Annotated in this window: 17 protein-coding genes and 1 other RNA gene; 9 read left to right on the top strand and 9 right to left on the bottom strand. The window is 61.1% G+C overall.

Annotated elements, in window-relative coordinates:
- Window positions 1-20: 20 nt before the first annotated feature.
- Genes ftsE through smpB form a run of 3 tightly spaced genes read left to right on the top strand, consistent with a single transcriptional unit; the run spans window position 21 to window position 2,114 of the window.
- Entirely contained in the window at window positions 21-710 is a 690-nt protein-coding gene (ftsE, locus tag HBA99_RS17780) for a cell division ATP-binding protein FtsE (protein ID WP_064409347.1), read from the top strand.
- 12 nt (window positions 711-722) lie between these two features.
- The gene (ftsX, locus tag HBA99_RS17775) at window positions 723-1,625 is read left to right on the top strand and encodes a permease-like cell division protein FtsX (protein WP_030096993.1); all 903 of its coding nucleotides are present in this window, start codon (window positions 723-725) and stop codon (window positions 1,623-1,625) included.
- A 9-nt stretch (window positions 1,626-1,634) separates the two neighbouring features.
- Window positions 1,635-2,114, top strand: a complete 480-nt coding sequence (gene smpB, locus HBA99_RS17770; protein WP_030096994.1) for an SsrA-binding protein SmpB — start codon at window positions 1,635-1,637, stop codon at window positions 2,112-2,114.
- Between the two features lie 10 nt (window positions 2,115-2,124).
- Here smpB and HBA99_RS17765 read toward each other — a convergent pair whose 3' ends face one another.
- Window positions 2,125-2,589, bottom strand: a complete 465-nt coding sequence (locus tag HBA99_RS17765) for a DUF2834 domain-containing protein (RefSeq protein WP_057964390.1) — start codon at window positions 2,587-2,589, stop codon at window positions 2,125-2,127.
- Between the two features lie 81 nt (window positions 2,590-2,670).
- Between HBA99_RS17765 and HBA99_RS17760 the strand changes: the two genes are divergently transcribed.
- Together HBA99_RS17760 and HBA99_RS17755 are read left to right on the top strand one after the other, a co-directional pair.
- Window positions 2,671-3,276: a TetR/AcrR family transcriptional regulator gene (locus tag HBA99_RS17760; RefSeq protein WP_070919378.1), complete on the top strand. Its 606-nt coding sequence runs from the start codon at window positions 2,671-2,673 to the stop codon at window positions 3,274-3,276.
- A 52-nt stretch (window positions 3,277-3,328) separates the two neighbouring features.
- The gene (locus HBA99_RS17755) at window positions 3,329-4,891 is read left to right on the top strand and encodes a phytoene desaturase family protein (RefSeq protein WP_070933127.1); all 1,563 of its coding nucleotides are present in this window, start codon (window positions 3,329-3,331) and stop codon (window positions 4,889-4,891) included.
- A 154-nt stretch (window positions 4,892-5,045) separates the two neighbouring features.
- On the opposite strand, the gene HBA99_RS17750 is transcribed toward HBA99_RS17755, so the two are convergent.
- Entirely contained in the window at window positions 5,046-5,615 is a 570-nt protein-coding gene (locus HBA99_RS17750) for a hypothetical protein (protein ID WP_070952160.1), read from the bottom strand.
- A gap of 122 nt (window positions 5,616-5,737) precedes the next feature.
- Between HBA99_RS17750 and ssrA the strand changes: the two genes are divergently transcribed.
- Both ssrA and HBA99_RS24875 read left to right on the top strand, forming a co-directional pair.
- Window positions 5,738-6,106: a transfer-messenger RNA gene (gene ssrA / locus HBA99_RS17745) on the top strand.
- Between the two features lie 103 nt (window positions 6,107-6,209).
- A complete protein-coding gene (locus tag HBA99_RS24875) occupies window positions 6,210-6,851 on the top strand; it encodes a hypothetical protein (RefSeq protein ID WP_234798079.1) in 642 nt (213 codons plus the stop codon).
- A gap of 234 nt (window positions 6,852-7,085) precedes the next feature.
- On the opposite strand, the gene HBA99_RS17735 is transcribed toward HBA99_RS24875, so the two are convergent.
- From HBA99_RS17735 to HBA99_RS17720, 4 genes are all read right to left on the bottom strand, one after another.
- The gene (locus tag HBA99_RS17735; RefSeq protein WP_199252979.1) at window positions 7,086-7,574 is read right to left on the bottom strand and encodes a Pycsar system effector family protein; all 489 of its coding nucleotides are present in this window, start codon (window positions 7,572-7,574) and stop codon (window positions 7,086-7,088) included.
- The gene (locus HBA99_RS17730; protein WP_070952161.1) at window positions 7,574-8,287 is read right to left on the bottom strand and encodes an adenylate/guanylate cyclase domain-containing protein; all 714 of its coding nucleotides are present in this window, start codon (window positions 8,285-8,287) and stop codon (window positions 7,574-7,576) included. The genes HBA99_RS17735 and HBA99_RS17730 overlap by 1 nt, the downstream gene beginning before the upstream one ends.
- A 55-nt stretch (window positions 8,288-8,342) precedes the next feature.
- On the bottom strand, window positions 8,343-9,077 hold the full coding sequence (locus tag HBA99_RS17725; RefSeq protein ID WP_070952162.1) for an adenylate/guanylate cyclase domain-containing protein: 735 nt from the start codon (window positions 9,075-9,077) through the stop codon (window positions 8,343-8,345).
- A gap of 442 nt (window positions 9,078-9,519) precedes the next feature.
- Window positions 9,520-9,900, bottom strand: a complete 381-nt coding sequence (locus HBA99_RS17720) for a hypothetical protein (RefSeq protein WP_131822826.1) — start codon at window positions 9,898-9,900, stop codon at window positions 9,520-9,522.
- A gap of 754 nt (window positions 9,901-10,654) precedes the next feature.
- Here HBA99_RS17720 and HBA99_RS17715 point away from each other — a divergent pair.
- Entirely contained in the window at window positions 10,655-11,218 is a 564-nt protein-coding gene (locus HBA99_RS17715; protein ID WP_070952164.1) for a hypothetical protein, read from the top strand.
- 61 nt (window positions 11,219-11,279) lie between these two features.
- Here the strand turns inward: HBA99_RS17715 and HBA99_RS17710 are convergent, their stop codons facing one another.
- The 3 genes from HBA99_RS17710 to HBA99_RS17700 all read right to left on the bottom strand — a co-directional run bounded on the left by HBA99_RS17710 (window position 11,280) and on the right by HBA99_RS17700 (window position 12,993).
- The gene (locus tag HBA99_RS17710; protein WP_070952165.1) at window positions 11,280-11,789 is read right to left on the bottom strand and encodes a GNAT family N-acetyltransferase; all 510 of its coding nucleotides are present in this window, start codon (window positions 11,787-11,789) and stop codon (window positions 11,280-11,282) included.
- Between the two features lie 114 nt (window positions 11,790-11,903).
- Window positions 11,904-12,260, bottom strand: a complete 357-nt coding sequence (locus HBA99_RS17705; RefSeq protein ID WP_044105227.1) for a hypothetical protein — start codon at window positions 12,258-12,260, stop codon at window positions 11,904-11,906.
- A gap of 91 nt (window positions 12,261-12,351) precedes the next feature.
- On the bottom strand, window positions 12,352-12,993 hold the full coding sequence (locus HBA99_RS17700) for an O-methyltransferase (RefSeq protein WP_070952166.1): 642 nt from the start codon (window positions 12,991-12,993) through the stop codon (window positions 12,352-12,354).
- Window positions 12,994-13,041: 48 nt separating this feature from the next.
- Here HBA99_RS17700 and HBA99_RS17695 point away from each other — a divergent pair, with 48 nt between their 5' ends.
- Window positions 13,042-13,668 carry a TetR/AcrR family transcriptional regulator gene (locus HBA99_RS17695; protein WP_070952167.1) on the top strand — a complete coding sequence of 209 codons (627 nt, stop codon included), beginning with the start codon at window positions 13,042-13,044 and terminating at the stop codon, window positions 13,666-13,668.
- Window positions 13,669-13,695: the final 27 nt, after the last annotated feature.

Raw genomic sequence — 13,695 nt, 5'->3', positions numbered from 1 at the left:
CCCGGCTAGACTGGCGTGCCGTGATCAGCCTCGAAAAGGTAACCAAGCTCTACAAATCGTCGGCTCGGCCCGCGTTGGACAACGTGAGCCTCGAGATCGACAAGGGTGAGTTTGTGTTCCTCATCGGACCTTCGGGTTCGGGCAAGTCGACATTCATGCGGCTGCTGCTGGGCGAGGAGCTGCCCACGAAGGGCGAAATCCAGGTTTCCAAGTTCCACGTCAACAAGCTGCGCGGCCGCGAAATCCCGCACCTTCGGCAGACGATTGGCTGTGTTTTCCAGGACTTCCGGCTGTTACAGCAGAAGACGGTCTACGAGAACGTGGCCTTCGCGCTTGAGGTGATCGGCAAGCAGACTGACATCATCAACCGCATCGTGCCCGAGGTACTGGAGATGGTGAACCTGACCGGTAAGGCCAGCCGGCTGCCCTCGGAGTTGTCCGGTGGCGAACAGCAGCGTGTCGGTATCGCGCGCGCGTTCGTCAACCGTCCGCTGGTGCTGCTGGCCGATGAGCCGACCGGAAACCTGGACCCCGAGACCAGTGAGGACATCATGGCGCTGTTGGAGCGGATCAACCGCACCGGCACCACCGTGTTGATGGCGACACATGACCATCACATCGTCGACTCGATGCGCCAGCGCGTCATCGAGTTGGAGCTCGGCAAGCTGATCCGCGACGAGCAGCGCGGTGTCTACGGGGTAGATAGGTAAGTGGAATAGAACATGCGATTTGGATTCCTGTTCAACGAGGTCCTCACCGGCCTGCGTCGCAATGTGACCATGACGGTGGCGATGATCATCACCACCGCGATCGCGATCGGATTGTTCGGTGGTGGTCTGCTGGTGATATCGCTGGCCAAGAACTCTAAGGCCATCTACCTGGACCGCGTGGAGACGCAGATCTTCCTCACCGAGGACCTGTCGGCCAGCGACACCGACTGCAGCAGCGATATCTGCAAGGGTCTGCGCGATGAGATCGAGAAGCGTTCCGATATCAAGTCGGTGCGCTTCGTGAATCGCGAGGACGCGTACGCGGACGCGGAGAAGCGGCTGCCGCAGTTCCGGGACCTGATGAAGGACGTGAGCAAGGATGCGTTCCCGGCCTCGTTCATCGTCAAGCTCAAGAACCCGGAGACGCACGCAGATTTCGACGAGTCATTCGTCGGCAAGCCCGGTGTGAAGGGTGTGCTCAACCAGAAAGATCTGATCGACCGCTTGTTCGCGGTGCTGAACAGCCTGCGTGACGCGGCGTTCATGATCGCGTTGGTCCAGGCTGTCGGTGCGGTTCTGTTGATCGCCAACATGGTTCAGGTCGCCGCATACACCCGGCGCACCGAGGTGGGCATCATGCGTCTGGTGGGTGCCACCCGTTGGTACACGCAACTGCCGTTCCTGTTGGAGGCGGTGATCGCGGCGCTTGCCGGTGTCGCGCTGGCGGTGATCGGTCTGATCGTGGCGCGGGTGACCATCCTCAACGGCGCGTTGGAACAGTTCATTCAGGCCAACCTGATTGCCCCGATCACCTATGGAGATGTGTTCCTCGCGTCGATTCAGATGGCGGCGCTGGGCATTCTGCTGGCCGGAGTGACCGCCTATGTGACCTTGCGTCTGTACGTGCGTAGATAGGTCCTGGCGATGAGTAAGAAACCGACCGACGGGCGCCAGATCATCGCGTCCAATCGCAAGGCGCGGCACAACTATTCGATCCTCGACGTCTACGAGGCCGGGGTGCAGCTGGTGGGCACCGAGGTCAAGACCCTGCGCGAGGGCAAGGCCTCTCTGGTAGACGCCTTCGCCACCATCGATGACGGCGAGGTCTGGCTGCGCGCGTTGCATATCCCGCAGTACGACCACGGAACCTGGACCAACCACGCACCGCTGCGGAACCGGAAGTTGTTGCTGCACAGAGCGCAGATTGATCAGCTGGTCGGCAAGGTTCGCGATGGCAACCTGACGCTGGTGCCGTTGTCGCTGTACTTCCTGGACGGCAAGGTCAAGGTGGAGCTGGCGTTGGCGCGCGGTAAGCAGGCGCACGACAAGCGTCAGGATCTGGCCAAGCGGGACGCGACCCGCGAGATCACCCGCGAATTGGGGCGGCGCGCCAAAGGCATGTAACCCGAACGGGTTACGCGGCCACCGCCAAGGCCTTCTCGTGTCTGCGCTGGCGCTCGACGGTTACCAGGTAAAAGGCCCATGCGAACGCGAAACTCGTGAAGAGGCTCGATACGAAGTAAAGCCATGGGCGCCGGATGCCGCGGCGGTACCCGTCGATGATCGTCATCAGCGGTAGCAGAATGACATTGCCGATCGTGTAGTCCTGGCTGGCCGAGCCCGCCGCGGGATTGACGAACATCAGCTTGATGTAGTCGATCCACCCGGTGATGGGGTTGGACACGTGGTACTCGGCGACGTACCGGATGTTGAAGTACCAGCCCAGTGCGATCGAGGCAATGCCGACGGCGTAGTACACGATTTCGAGCAGCGATAACGCGGGACCCGTTGCGGTTCGGGCGAATATCGGTCGATTCGAGGCGACGATGAGCGCGATGACGGCGATTCCGAGGATCGCGTGCACGATGAGCGACACCATGTCCGGAGCCTGACAGCGCTCTGAAGTTTTGTCAATAGTGACATAACTTGCCTTGATTGATCCTTGCGGTACCTTTCGAGCATGGTCAGACCGGCCCAGACCGTCCGCAGTGAGCGGACCCGTGCCGCCCTTCGGCAGGCGGCGATCGTGCGCTTTCTGGGTCAGGGCGTGGAGGACACCTCGGTCGAGCAGATCGCCGCGGATGCCGGAGTCTCGTTACGTACCTTCTATCGTCACTTCGAGTCCAAGCATGACCTGCTCTTCCCGGACTACGACCTCGGTTTGGAATGGTTTCGCAGCGCGCTGGACGCCAGGATTCCCGGCGAGCCCATCCTGGAATCGGTGGAGTCGGCGATCTTCAGTGCGCCCTATGACGTCGACGCGGTGGTCAAGATCGCGACGCTGCGTAACCAGGAGCTCGACCGCGCGCGCATCGTGCGACATATCCGGCAGGTTGAGGCCGAGTTCGCCGAGGCGATCGAGGAGCATCTCGTTCGCGATGGTGACGGCGACACCAATCCTGATGTGCGCCTGCGTAATACCGTGACGGCGCGCAGCATTGCGGCGGCAGTCTTCGGCGCCATGGACGCGTGGATGCTGGGCGAGAATCGCTCGCCCGAGGAGCTTGCGCGGCTCAGTCGTACCGCGCTGGACTTCCTGAAGGCGGGAATTGGCGACGCCTCCTGAAACTAAGTTTTGTCACTATTGACAAAACTTAGGCGCCATGTCAGCGTGAGGCATGGCGGACTTCGAGGCGATCGTGATCGGCGCGGGGCACAACGGACTTACCGCAGCGGCGAAGCTGCAACAGTCGGGTCTGCACACCCTGTGCCTCGACGCGAAGTTGTACGCCGGCGGTATGGCGTCGACGGTGGAGCTGTTCGACGGCTACCGATTCGAGATCGCCGGATCCGTCCAGTTTCCGACATCTGCTGTCTTGAGTCGCGATCTCGGGCTCGACATGTTGCCGACCGTCGACCTCGATGTTGTGTCCGTGGCACTCAGGGGGATTGGTGACGAGCCGCTTGTCTACTACAGCGATCCGATGAAGCTGTTGACCCATCTCAACGAGGTGCACGGAGCCGAGGCGGTCAACGGCATGGCGGGGATCATGGCGTGGAGCCAGGCGCCCACGAGGGCGTTGGGGCGATTTGAGGTGGGGCGGCCGCCGAAAACGTTCGATGAGATGTACGCCTGTGCGACAAATGAATTCGAGCGGGCAAGCATCAACGACATGCTTTTTGGATCGGTCACCGATGTGCTGGACCGCTACTTTCCCGATAAAGAAAAACATGGCGTGCTGCGCGGAATGCTGGCGTTTCTGGCGCTCAACATGACCTATCGCGGTCCGGAAACTCCCGGTAGCGCTGCCGCACTGGCCTTCGGGTTGGCGATGCCGGACGCGACCGCGTTGCAGATGAAGAAGCTTCGTGGCGGCATTGGGGCGTTGACCTCGCATCTGCACGATCACTTCGTCGGGCACGGCGGGGAGGTGCGGCTCCGCAGCAAGGTGACCCAAATCCTGACATCTGATGGTCGGGTGAGCGGCGTCGGTTTGGAAGATGGCTCGACAATCACCGCGCCGGTTGTTATTTCTTGCATCGCACCGGATATCACCGTGGTGGAGATGTTGGACTCCTCTGTTGTTCCACCCGATCAGCGGGACCGATTCGCACGGGTCGATCACCGCGGCAGCTACCTGCAGATGCACTTCGCTCTCGACGCGCTGCCGGAGTTCGCGGCGCCGTACCAGGATCTGAACAATCCGGAGATGCAATCGACGGTCGGGATGTACAGCACGCCCGAGGAGTTGCAGGCGCAGTGGGAAGACTGTCGCCGGGGTGTGGTGCCCGCCGATCCCGCGGTGGTGTTCCAGATTCCGTCCCTGCATGACCCGCAGCTGGCGCCCGAGGGTAAGCACGCGGCCTCGGCGTTCGCCTTGTGGTTCCCCGTGGAGACGGGGCATGCCCGGTATGGCGAGATGAAGGTAGAGATGGGGGAGCGGGTGATGGACAAGATCTCCCGGCTGGCACCGAATTTCAAGGACACGGTGCTGCGGCACACCACATTCACGCCCCGCCACATGGGCACCATGTTCGGGGCGCCGGGCGGCGACTACTGCTTCGGGCTGGTGCACGCGGACCAGATCGGCGTCAACAGACCGGGGCCACGCGGATACCGGGGCGATCCCTTACCCGTCGAAGGCCTATATCTCGGGAGTGCGGGATGTCATGGAGGACCGGCGATTTCCTTCATTCCCGGATACAACGCCGCGCTGGAAGTGTTAGCAGACGCGCGCTAGAGCGCTCCTGCGCCGTGACCCCCTTCGCGCCGCCCGGCCGCGCCGCCCCCTTCGCGTCGACCCCCCTCGCGTCGACCCCCCTCGCGTCGAGACCAAGGTTGTGGCGGGTTCGTCTCGCATTTTTTCGCCACAACCTCGGTCTCGGCGACGGCGGCTAGAACGCTCGGCTGCCCGCAGGGGACAGCACGAATCCGTGCGGGCCGTCACCGGTGAAATTGTTGGGCAGTAGGCAGATCGTCTCGCGCTGCTCGCTCACCCCGCAGGTGATCACCTTGTCGGTGCCCTTGAGTCCGTAGGTGATCTTCTGGCCAGAGGTCAGCGGCCGATAGGCGCTGGGGTCCACGGGTGCCGGTCCGGCCGGGGAGGCGTCGGGCCGCGCGACGATCTCCTGCTGGCCCAGGTCGGCCATGTGGGTCAGGCTCGCGGTCGGAGTATTGAGCGACACCGCGGCGACGTTCTCGTCACCCGCGACGCCGGGGAGCTTGCCCCAGCAGGTGCCGTCGACTCCGGTGGCGCGGGAGTTCGAGGTGATGCGGCAGCGCAGGCCATCGGGGGTGAGGAACTGCACACCCGTGGTGGCGTACGCCGAGTACGTCTCAAAGGCAGTGGGCTCGACCGCCGTGTAGCCGTCAAGGCTGGGTATTGACGGCTCGGCGTACGCCTGAGCAGCGAATACGGTCGCGCCGGCCGCAACGGCGGCATAGGTACTCAGCAGCATGCGCATGGCGGTGACTCCCCAGGTTTGGCGATTTCCCGCACGTTACCGTGGCGTGGACGGGTAATTCGGTGGCTTCATGGATCTGCGGCGGTAGGATGGAGTGTCCCACCGAAGGTCGGTGGGGTGACGGGGCTGAAAGGTTTCGACAGCGAGTCTCGACTTAAGGGAAGCGTGCCGGTGCAGGCAAGAGACCACCGTAAGCGTCATTGCAACCAATTAAGCGCCGATTCTCATCAGCGCGACTACGCACTCGCTGCCTAAGCGACTGCGTGTCTGTCAGACCGGGAGCGCCCTCGGCCCGGACCCTGGCATCAGCTAGAGGGACAAACCTACGGGTTCGGTCGCGGGACCCGTAGGGACATCAAACAGCGACTGGGATCGTCATCTCGGCTTGTTCGCGGGACCGAGAGATCCAAGTAGAGGCATAGCGAACTGCGCACGGAGAAGCCTTAATGAACGGCCGTTGGACCCGGGTTCAATTCCCGGCAGCTCCACCGATAGCACACAGATAACTTCATATTTGAGACCTCCTTGCCACCGAGCAAAAGTGTCATACCCGTGGAGTACCACTGGATGCACAACCGGCAAGGAGGTCTCTGTATGCGGATAGTCGTGATCCAAAGAAGCGCTCATCCGGGCGACGTGCTGCGCACTCGGGACGGCGCGGGGTCGCTCCCGTGGTCGTCGGTTGTGGAGGTGCTCGACCGGCACGAGATCCCAGACGGCTTGCCGTTCATTGTCGACGACGACGGTTCTCTGACCGGTTACGATCGACTCAACACGTATCTACTTGCCGCGTGGCGTCAACGCGCCTACGACCTCCTAGTCCCACGCGAAAGCGCGTCAGCGATGCCGTCATGCAGGCCGTCGTCGATGCTACGACCAACATCCAGAACAGCGCTGATATGCCGCACCAAACGGCAGATCGAAGCGATCACCGGGCGAAGTCACGACGCTGTTGCGCACGCATTCGTCCAGGACCGAATCGAGAACAGTTCGTACCGACTGAGCGCTCGCTTCGAGCAACTCACCGCGAACCTGACGAGAGGCGACAGCCTGAATGACGCTGCGGTTCGCAAAGACCGGCAGACCATCGCTGAACTACGCCAGAAGAACCGCGATCTACACGATCAACTCGACCGCTTTGTCACCGCGCTGTTCGCGCGGCATCTCGACACCCAGACCGAACGACCGGAAATCGAACTTGTCACACGTATCCGGCGGGGGCAGGGAGGGGAGTGACCAGCCGTCTGCACACCATAGCGTCACACCTACGCCGGGCGGCGCCAAACAGTCACGCGGGCATGGCGAGCGGCATGTTGAATGTCTCCTGCGGAGCGAACTCCCGCACCTAATCGACATCGAGAGCGAAAGCTCCGCGGGACCGTGCCAAACACCTCGATCAGCCGGGAACGCAGTCCATACACACCCTGCTGACGCTGGCGACGCAGCAGGTAAATGTCGCCGCGATCCCAGTCAGTATGTCGCGCAGATGCCGAGTGCCAGGACACCAACAGGTGCCAGGCTCATCGATAGCTGCACGAGGCGGTGCTTCAACCACGCAATCTTGCTCATCTCCACTAGCTGCTTCGAAAGAACTGGGAGGAGCTCGGCGTTTTCAAGCCGCTCCTGAACAGTTTCGGGCATGAGATGTCGTAGATGTCCGAAGTAAATGAAGTTGTAGGCGGACTCTGCTTTAACTTCCGTCTTCCGAAGACGCGGGCGTACTACCCATGCAGCGCATAGAACGGCGGCAATCAGCAGAAGGATGCCAAGCACGTACCACGCCACCGCCCACCCGCTGAGGTTGCTAAAGACGCGCTTATCGCCAGACAGTGTGACGACTCCGGCGAGCAGCGCGGCTTCGATTGTCAGGGCGAACGATGCCTTTGTGTCGACCTTGCCAGTCCAGTCAACAATCGCGGCGTGGATTTTCCAGCCGGTATCGATGGGGTCGGGAGTCATCAGATGCCCCAATAGACGGTTGAGCCGTAGACGGTGTTGTACGTACCACCGATTTGTACGGAAGAGTGCAGCTTAGACCAGCAGTTCTGCCGATATCCGTTCGGCTCGTAGTAGAGGAGGTTATCGGTAAGTTCGCCGTATACCCGGTCGGTGATGTATGTCGTGTGACCATTCTTCAGGTCGCTGAGCTTCGCCGCGATGTTCGGTGCCGCACCGACTGAGATGAGGTCGCTGTTGTTACGCGCGCCGCCGCGGACGATCAGGGACTCACCTGTGTCGATGCCGACGCGGTGGCTGATGTTGCAGAAGTCTTCGCCGTCACTCCAATTCGATTTGATGGCAGGTCGAATAACCTCAACTACTGCCCAATTGATCGCAAATGCAGCACGCACCGCATTCCAATTTTTATCGTCGCCGATGAAAATCGCCATGACACGATCGCCGTCGAAGGACCGGATCTCTCCGCCGAAGTTCCGCAGAATCCGCGTAGCGCTGTTGACGAACGCGCGGATGATTTTTGCGGCAGCTTCCTTTTTGAGGGTTTGTGCGATCTTGCTCGAGTCGGCAAGATCGGCGTAGGCATACGTTGCGTCTATAAGTCGCCCGCCATTCCTCATGACGATGTCTTCGGTGGTGGGTACCACGGTTCCGTTCGTGATGCTCCAAGCGGCAGTCATAATGTCCGCAACGCTGGATTCGACCGTTGGGATCAACTTTGCTCCTCATCCGGATCCGACTGTCTGTCGAACGTGGGACGCGCGACGGGGTTTACGAGAATGTCCAGTGGTAGCTGCTCCGGTAATAGCTGTAGGTCTTATCTCCGATGTTCATCGAATATGTTCCTTCCCACATGCCCTTTCCTTTAGCCAACTTGTGTGAGTCCGAGAGGGCGTCGTAGGTGCCCTTCCCGATACGAGTCACATAGCCAGCCTCGGTCCCGTCACCGCGGATGTCGCTGAGCTTTGCTGCGAGATTGGGTGCGACACCTATCGAGATCATGTCGTCGCTTCCCCGAAAGCCTGCGCGGGCGAGCAACGTGTCCGCGGTTGCGATGCCACTTGTCTGCCTGAGTGTCCAGCCAGCCTCCTTGAGAGCAGGAATCTCTTTGTGAAGCGCGGGCGTCACGATGGTGTTGACTGCCCACTTGATGCGCATTGCAGACTTCACGGCGCGATCTTCCTTGTTTGGTCCAGTAAAAATGCCCATGACGCGATCGCCATCGAAACTCCGGATGTGGCCGTCCAGATGCCGAATGATCTTCGTACTGACATTGAGGAAAGCGCGGAACGTCCGGGCCGCATCCTCCTTATCGGCTGTGGCCGCGAGACCTGAGGAGTTGAGCATGTCTGTGTATAGATAGGTGGCAGAAATGAGCTTGCCTTCGGCGTATCCGAGGTCGACGGCTTCGGGAACAGACGTGTTGGATTGCTGCGTCTTTATGACAGTCATCCGCTTGTTGACTGTCTTTTCGAGTTGCTCGTTGACCTCGTCGAGTAAACCCATGTCACCTCCAGCGCTCCAAGGAAGCTCACTCTATTCGAGACGTCTGACATAGGAAGCGAACATCCGCGATCACCTTCGGGGCCGTTGCGAGAATCCGAGCGGGCACGTGCCTCCTCTGTCGACCTGTTTGGCTGGGCGGCACACCGATAGTGACAGGTTGACTACGGGATTGTGCCCCCGCCGTCGGCGGTGCCGATCTTGATCGGTGTTCGCGCCGTCATCCGTACCGGGCGGAATGCGCCAGACACGGATGACACTGTGAACATGACAGTTAGCTCCACCGTGAAGAAACAGGTCAGGGATCTAATCCCTGACCTGTTCTCTTTTCTATCAAACCCCGATCAACAATCGGGGTCTAGGCCATGCCGGTCATGGCATCACTGTGCAACGGCAGGCCGCGCAAAGACGGCTCTCAGTAAATAGTCCCGCACTGCCTGCGTGACTACGTAACTCGTGGAACTGTCGCCATTCGCAGCATATGGACCTGTCCCGCTGCGGGGGACATTTGCGGTCTGTGTACAGCGATCACTCGCGCTATCTCAACTTGGAAGCTTTCGACCGCGTAGTCAGGGTCTGGGTCTGGCGGCACCGTCAGCGGCTTACCCAGGGCGTCGAGGAGTTCGACCTCGTAGTAGGCCCTTTTCCCCAGCCCGAACAGCATCTGAAGATTTTCGAGGTGCTGGCGATCGGGCATGCATACTGCCCAGGCGTGCGCGAAGTCGCGATTGGAAGTGACATACAGCTTGTTGATGTCGTAGATGCGCCCGCTTGCGAAGTCGGGAACCTTCGATTGAGCACGGGCCTGCTGAATGCCAGCGCGCATGCATTCGGCGTAGAAGCTCTCCTGTTTCGCGATTGGCAGCAGGAGCTCACCGACCTTTCGCCCAGACCAACCCCCATGCCAGTAACGCACCGATCGGATTTCACGACGGTTCGTACTCATCGGGCGACGACCTTGCCCGATGAGTTGGCCGATAGCAGGGTGAAGACGACCGAGGCCAGCGGAAGCTCGGCACCCAAGTCAGCAACAAGCTCGACGTCGTCGGCAATCGGCACTACCCCACCGTAGGACTGTCTTGCGATGAAACTCGTGCGCGACACCCGCCAGGTCTTCGCATGGTCGTCGCCCGGTTCACCCTTCCGGCACCGTCCGGTTCTTCAGATTCCTGCAAGATGGGTCGGCGTACGAGCGGACCGCCCGCTTGATCGCATCGAGGTACTCGGGCGGTGTTGCTCGGACAAACCGCATGAAATCTCGTTGGCCGCCCGTCAGGCATCGTGATCGTCGTCGGCGATGTCTTCACCGAATGCCTACACAGGATTCGGTGTCGGCGAGGACTGACCATTCAGGACTTGAAGGAACGGGGGCAAGCTAGGCGTCGGACTCGAGAAGCACACGTGTTGGTGTCTCCAGTGTTGCAGGGCGATGATTGGGCAGGCTCGGTGTCGGGGGACTGTGTGGCCGGCTTGTTGAATCGAGGAGCTGTTTCGAACGTCGCGCGATCCGCGGCGATTAGCAGACGGGTGGGTTGGTGATAGACGCGATGCCTTGGAATGACTTCCTTCGAACTCCAGCGGTGGCTGGCGCCGCTGCGTTGATAGCCGCTTTGGTGGCCCTTTTTGGGGTTACCACCACGACACTCGCGGAGAATCGCCGACGTACACAACAGTTTCGTGTTGACGCCGTAGAGGAAGCAATTAAAGAGCTCCATAGGTCTCTGCATGCGATTCGGCAACGTCACTTGACCTTTCGGGAGGGTTCGAAAGCGGGCGAGGAGCTGAAGGAGAAGCGGCGTGACGAGGCGACCGCGCGGAACGCAACGCTGCCTGCTGCGCGTGCTCGCCTGAAGGTCGTTGGACTAAGTACAGGTAGCTTCGAGGCGGCGCACAGAGCTGTTGATGCCTTTTCTGAACGCAGTTGGGACGCTACAGACCCCGATGATCCTCCGCTAACGCGAATTCCAGACGATGAGATCTGGGCGAAGATGCGCGAGGCTCGAGAACAGATTTCAAAGTTCACAGATGATGTGACGGATGAAGTGAACCGTAAGCGCAAGTGGTGGAAAGCAACTGCAACGGTACTTGCCGTTCTTGTCGCAGCGGCCGTCTGTGTCGTTCTATCGGGAATACCGCTGAGCTAGTCCTGGTAGATGCGATCCTCGCTGCCGACCGTTTTGTTGAATCAGATCAACGGAGCGTGCGTCAGACGCCGAACGCTGCCGGGTAGACGATCTGGCCGCGCGGCGTTTCGCGCTGCGGGTCTAACGCCAGCGCGAGGAACGTGTCATCGGTGACGTCGAAGCCCGCGCTGACACCGAAGGCCGATGCCGGTGTGAATCCGAATCGTGGGTAGTAGAGGGCATGCCCGAGCACCACGATCAGGTTCTCGCCCAGACTGCGTGCGCGCTCGAGGCCGGCGCGAATGGCCGCCGAACCTGCCCCGGTGCGCTGACACCGTGGCAGCACCGCGCACGGCCCCAGGGCCAGTGCGGGTGCTGCGCCCACGGTGCACCGGGTGAGCAGTGAATGCGCCACGATTTCACCCCCGGTGTCGACACTCACGGTGGACAGGCCGTCGATCCATGCCGCCGGATCCGCGCGCAACGCATCAACCAAGTCGGCCTCGTCATGGGCAGGGAAGGCCGCGATATTGACCGCACGTATCGCCGAAACATCCTCGGGAAGCTCGGCGCGGGTGGTCCACGTCGTCACGACAGAAATCCTCTATCCGGAGAATGGTCAGCTACCTTGCGGCACTGATGATTTCAGGCATGCTACGTCTCCGGGGCGGCTCACGCATCCCATTATTTGCCAATCGCCACTAGTTCATTTCGCGGCGCGTTTGCACGCCACCGTGATGTATGCGATCTGGTGGTCAACATCGTGGCTCCACGTGACGCCTCCGCGGGTTCCGGCTCCGTCTCCAACGCCGCCACCGGCCTTGGTCTGGGTGGTGGTATCGGCCCACACCGCCGGGCCAATCCGGGTGCCGACCACCGAGCCGGCGTCCAAGGCGCAGTTGCCGATTCGTTCGTACTGAACTTTATAGCCCTGCGATTGCAGCTGGGCACCGAGTTCGCTGGGTGTCTGTGGGGATTTGGGTCCCGCGGAAGCGGGCGCCGCAGACAGCAATGCGAGCGAAGTACATGCCACTGCCGACAGGCCGAGGGTAGATTTGAACATGCCACACCTTCCTGGAGTGGTTCTGAAGGCGTTGGCGGCGGGAGACTTTGGCGAGACGACCGCCGCCAACGCTTTGGGTGAGATTGCACCGTTACGCACAACGGCAGCTGAGCTCCATGCATTCCCCGATGGGTGAGGCCACACTCACATAGCCGTTCTCTGGGGTACGGATGTACTCCAAATATGGCTTGCTGCTTTCAAATCCGACGTTGTCGGCGATGACGAGCGCGCCGGGTGCCAGCTTGTCCTCGAGGAGCTTGAGGATCGGCAGGTCGAGGTCCGGCCAGCCGTCAAGCAGCAGAAATTCGATGGGCCCCTCAACCGTCTTCAGCGTCTCGCGGGCGTCGCCCTCCAGGATGGTGATCAGATCGGACACCCCAGCCTCGGCGAAGGTCGCGCGGGAAGCCGCGATCTTCGTGGTGTTCATCTCGGTGGTGATGATGCGTCCAAAACCGTTATCGCGAACAGCGGCGGCCGAATGCAGGGTCGAGATGCCGTACGACAGGCCGTACTCGACGATCGTCTTCGGCTTGGCCGCGCGGACCAGGCTGTAGAGCAGCCGTCCGGCATCGGGCGCGATGGGGACGTAGGTGTTTTGGAACAGCTTGACGCGCTCCTCGACAGACTTTGTGTGGAAGGTGTCCCGGTCGACGGGGGGCGCATCATGCGACGCGTTCTCGAAGAGCCGGTCCACGATCGTGGCGAATTCAGGTTCATGAAGTGTTGTTGTCATGCGTTTAGAATAGACGCAACGTCTCGTCTAGTCTAGGGTGATGATTCGATGAATGTTGTGAAGGAGACGGCGAAGGCTCGCGAGTCCGACGAGGCGCGCCGTCATTACGGAAACCGGCATGGCCGCAGCGAGACCGCGCGCGAAGCGATCATCCATGCGGCCGATGATCTGCTGGTCGCCAAGGGCTATGCCGGAGTCACCATGGAGGGCATCGCCAAGGCTGCCGGAGTGGCCAAGCAGACCGTCTATCGATGGTGGAACTCGAAGGCGGACGTGTTGATGGACGTCTTTCTGGAAGATGCCGCTTTCCAGCTCGATCCACCAGACCTCGGCGGCCTCGAAGCCGACCTGCGGCACCACTTGGCCACCACCGCACAATTTCTCACCACCGACGACGCCGGCGCGGTGTTCCGGGCCTTGATCGGCCAGTCGCAGCATGACCCGCAACTCGCCGATGCGTTCCGCGCCCGCTATCTACGCGAGCAGCAGGCGCGCGACCAGATTCCGATCGCGCGCGCCGTGCGCCGAGGGGAGCTGCCGTCCGATGCGGATGTTGCTGGTCTGGCCGAACGGTTGGTGGCGCCGTTGTACTACCGCGTCATCGTGACGGGTGAGTCCGTCGACGGCGGGTTCGTCGACAGACTCGTCAAAGATTTCTTGCGGCGATCGGAATAGTGTCAGCTCGATTGACATTGAACCTGT

The organism is Mycobacteroides chelonae, from assembly GCF_016767715.1.
GTDB lineage: Bacteria > Actinomycetota > Actinomycetes > Mycobacteriales > Mycobacteriaceae > Mycobacterium > Mycobacterium gwanakae.
Note: the sequence above shows the minus strand (reverse complement) of the source record. Positions and strands in the feature narration are given on the sequence as shown.

Coding starts and splice junctions, on each gene's coding strand:
- HBA99_RS24875 (WP_234798079.1), top strand. CDS start 6,210: ATGCGGATAGTCGTGATCCAAAGAAGCGCTCATCCGGGCGACGTGCTG.
- HBA99_RS17765 (WP_057964390.1), bottom strand. CDS start 2,589: ATGGTGTCGCTCATCGTGCACGCGATCCTCGGAATCGCCGTCATCGCG.
- HBA99_RS17735 (WP_199252979.1), bottom strand. CDS start 7,574: ATGACTCCCGACCCCATCGATACCGGCTGGAAAATCCACGCCGCGATT.
- HBA99_RS17755 (WP_070933127.1), top strand. CDS start 3,329: ATGGCGGACTTCGAGGCGATCGTGATCGGCGCGGGGCACAACGGACTT.
- smpB (WP_030096994.1), top strand. CDS start 1,635: ATGAGTAAGAAACCGACCGACGGGCGCCAGATCATCGCGTCCAATCGC.
- HBA99_RS17720 (WP_131822826.1), bottom strand. CDS start 9,900: ATGCGCGCTGGCATTCAGCAGGCCCGTGCTCAATCGAAGGTTCCCGAC.
- HBA99_RS17725 (WP_070952162.1), bottom strand. CDS start 9,077: ATGGGTTTACTCGACGAGGTCAACGAGCAACTCGAAAAGACAGTCAAC.
- ftsX (WP_030096993.1), top strand. CDS start 723: ATGCGATTTGGATTCCTGTTCAACGAGGTCCTCACCGGCCTGCGTCGC.
- HBA99_RS17695 (WP_070952167.1), top strand. CDS start 13,042: ATGAATGTTGTGAAGGAGACGGCGAAGGCTCGCGAGTCCGACGAGGCG.
- HBA99_RS17760 (WP_070919378.1), top strand. CDS start 2,671: ATGGTCAGACCGGCCCAGACCGTCCGCAGTGAGCGGACCCGTGCCGCC.
- HBA99_RS17705 (WP_044105227.1), bottom strand. CDS start 12,260: ATGTTCAAATCTACCCTCGGCCTGTCGGCAGTGGCATGTACTTCGCTC.
- HBA99_RS17700 (WP_070952166.1), bottom strand. CDS start 12,993: ATGACAACAACACTTCATGAACCTGAATTCGCCACGATCGTGGACCGG.
- HBA99_RS17750 (WP_070952160.1), bottom strand. CDS start 5,615: ATGCGCATGCTGCTGAGTACCTATGCCGCCGTTGCGGCCGGCGCGACC.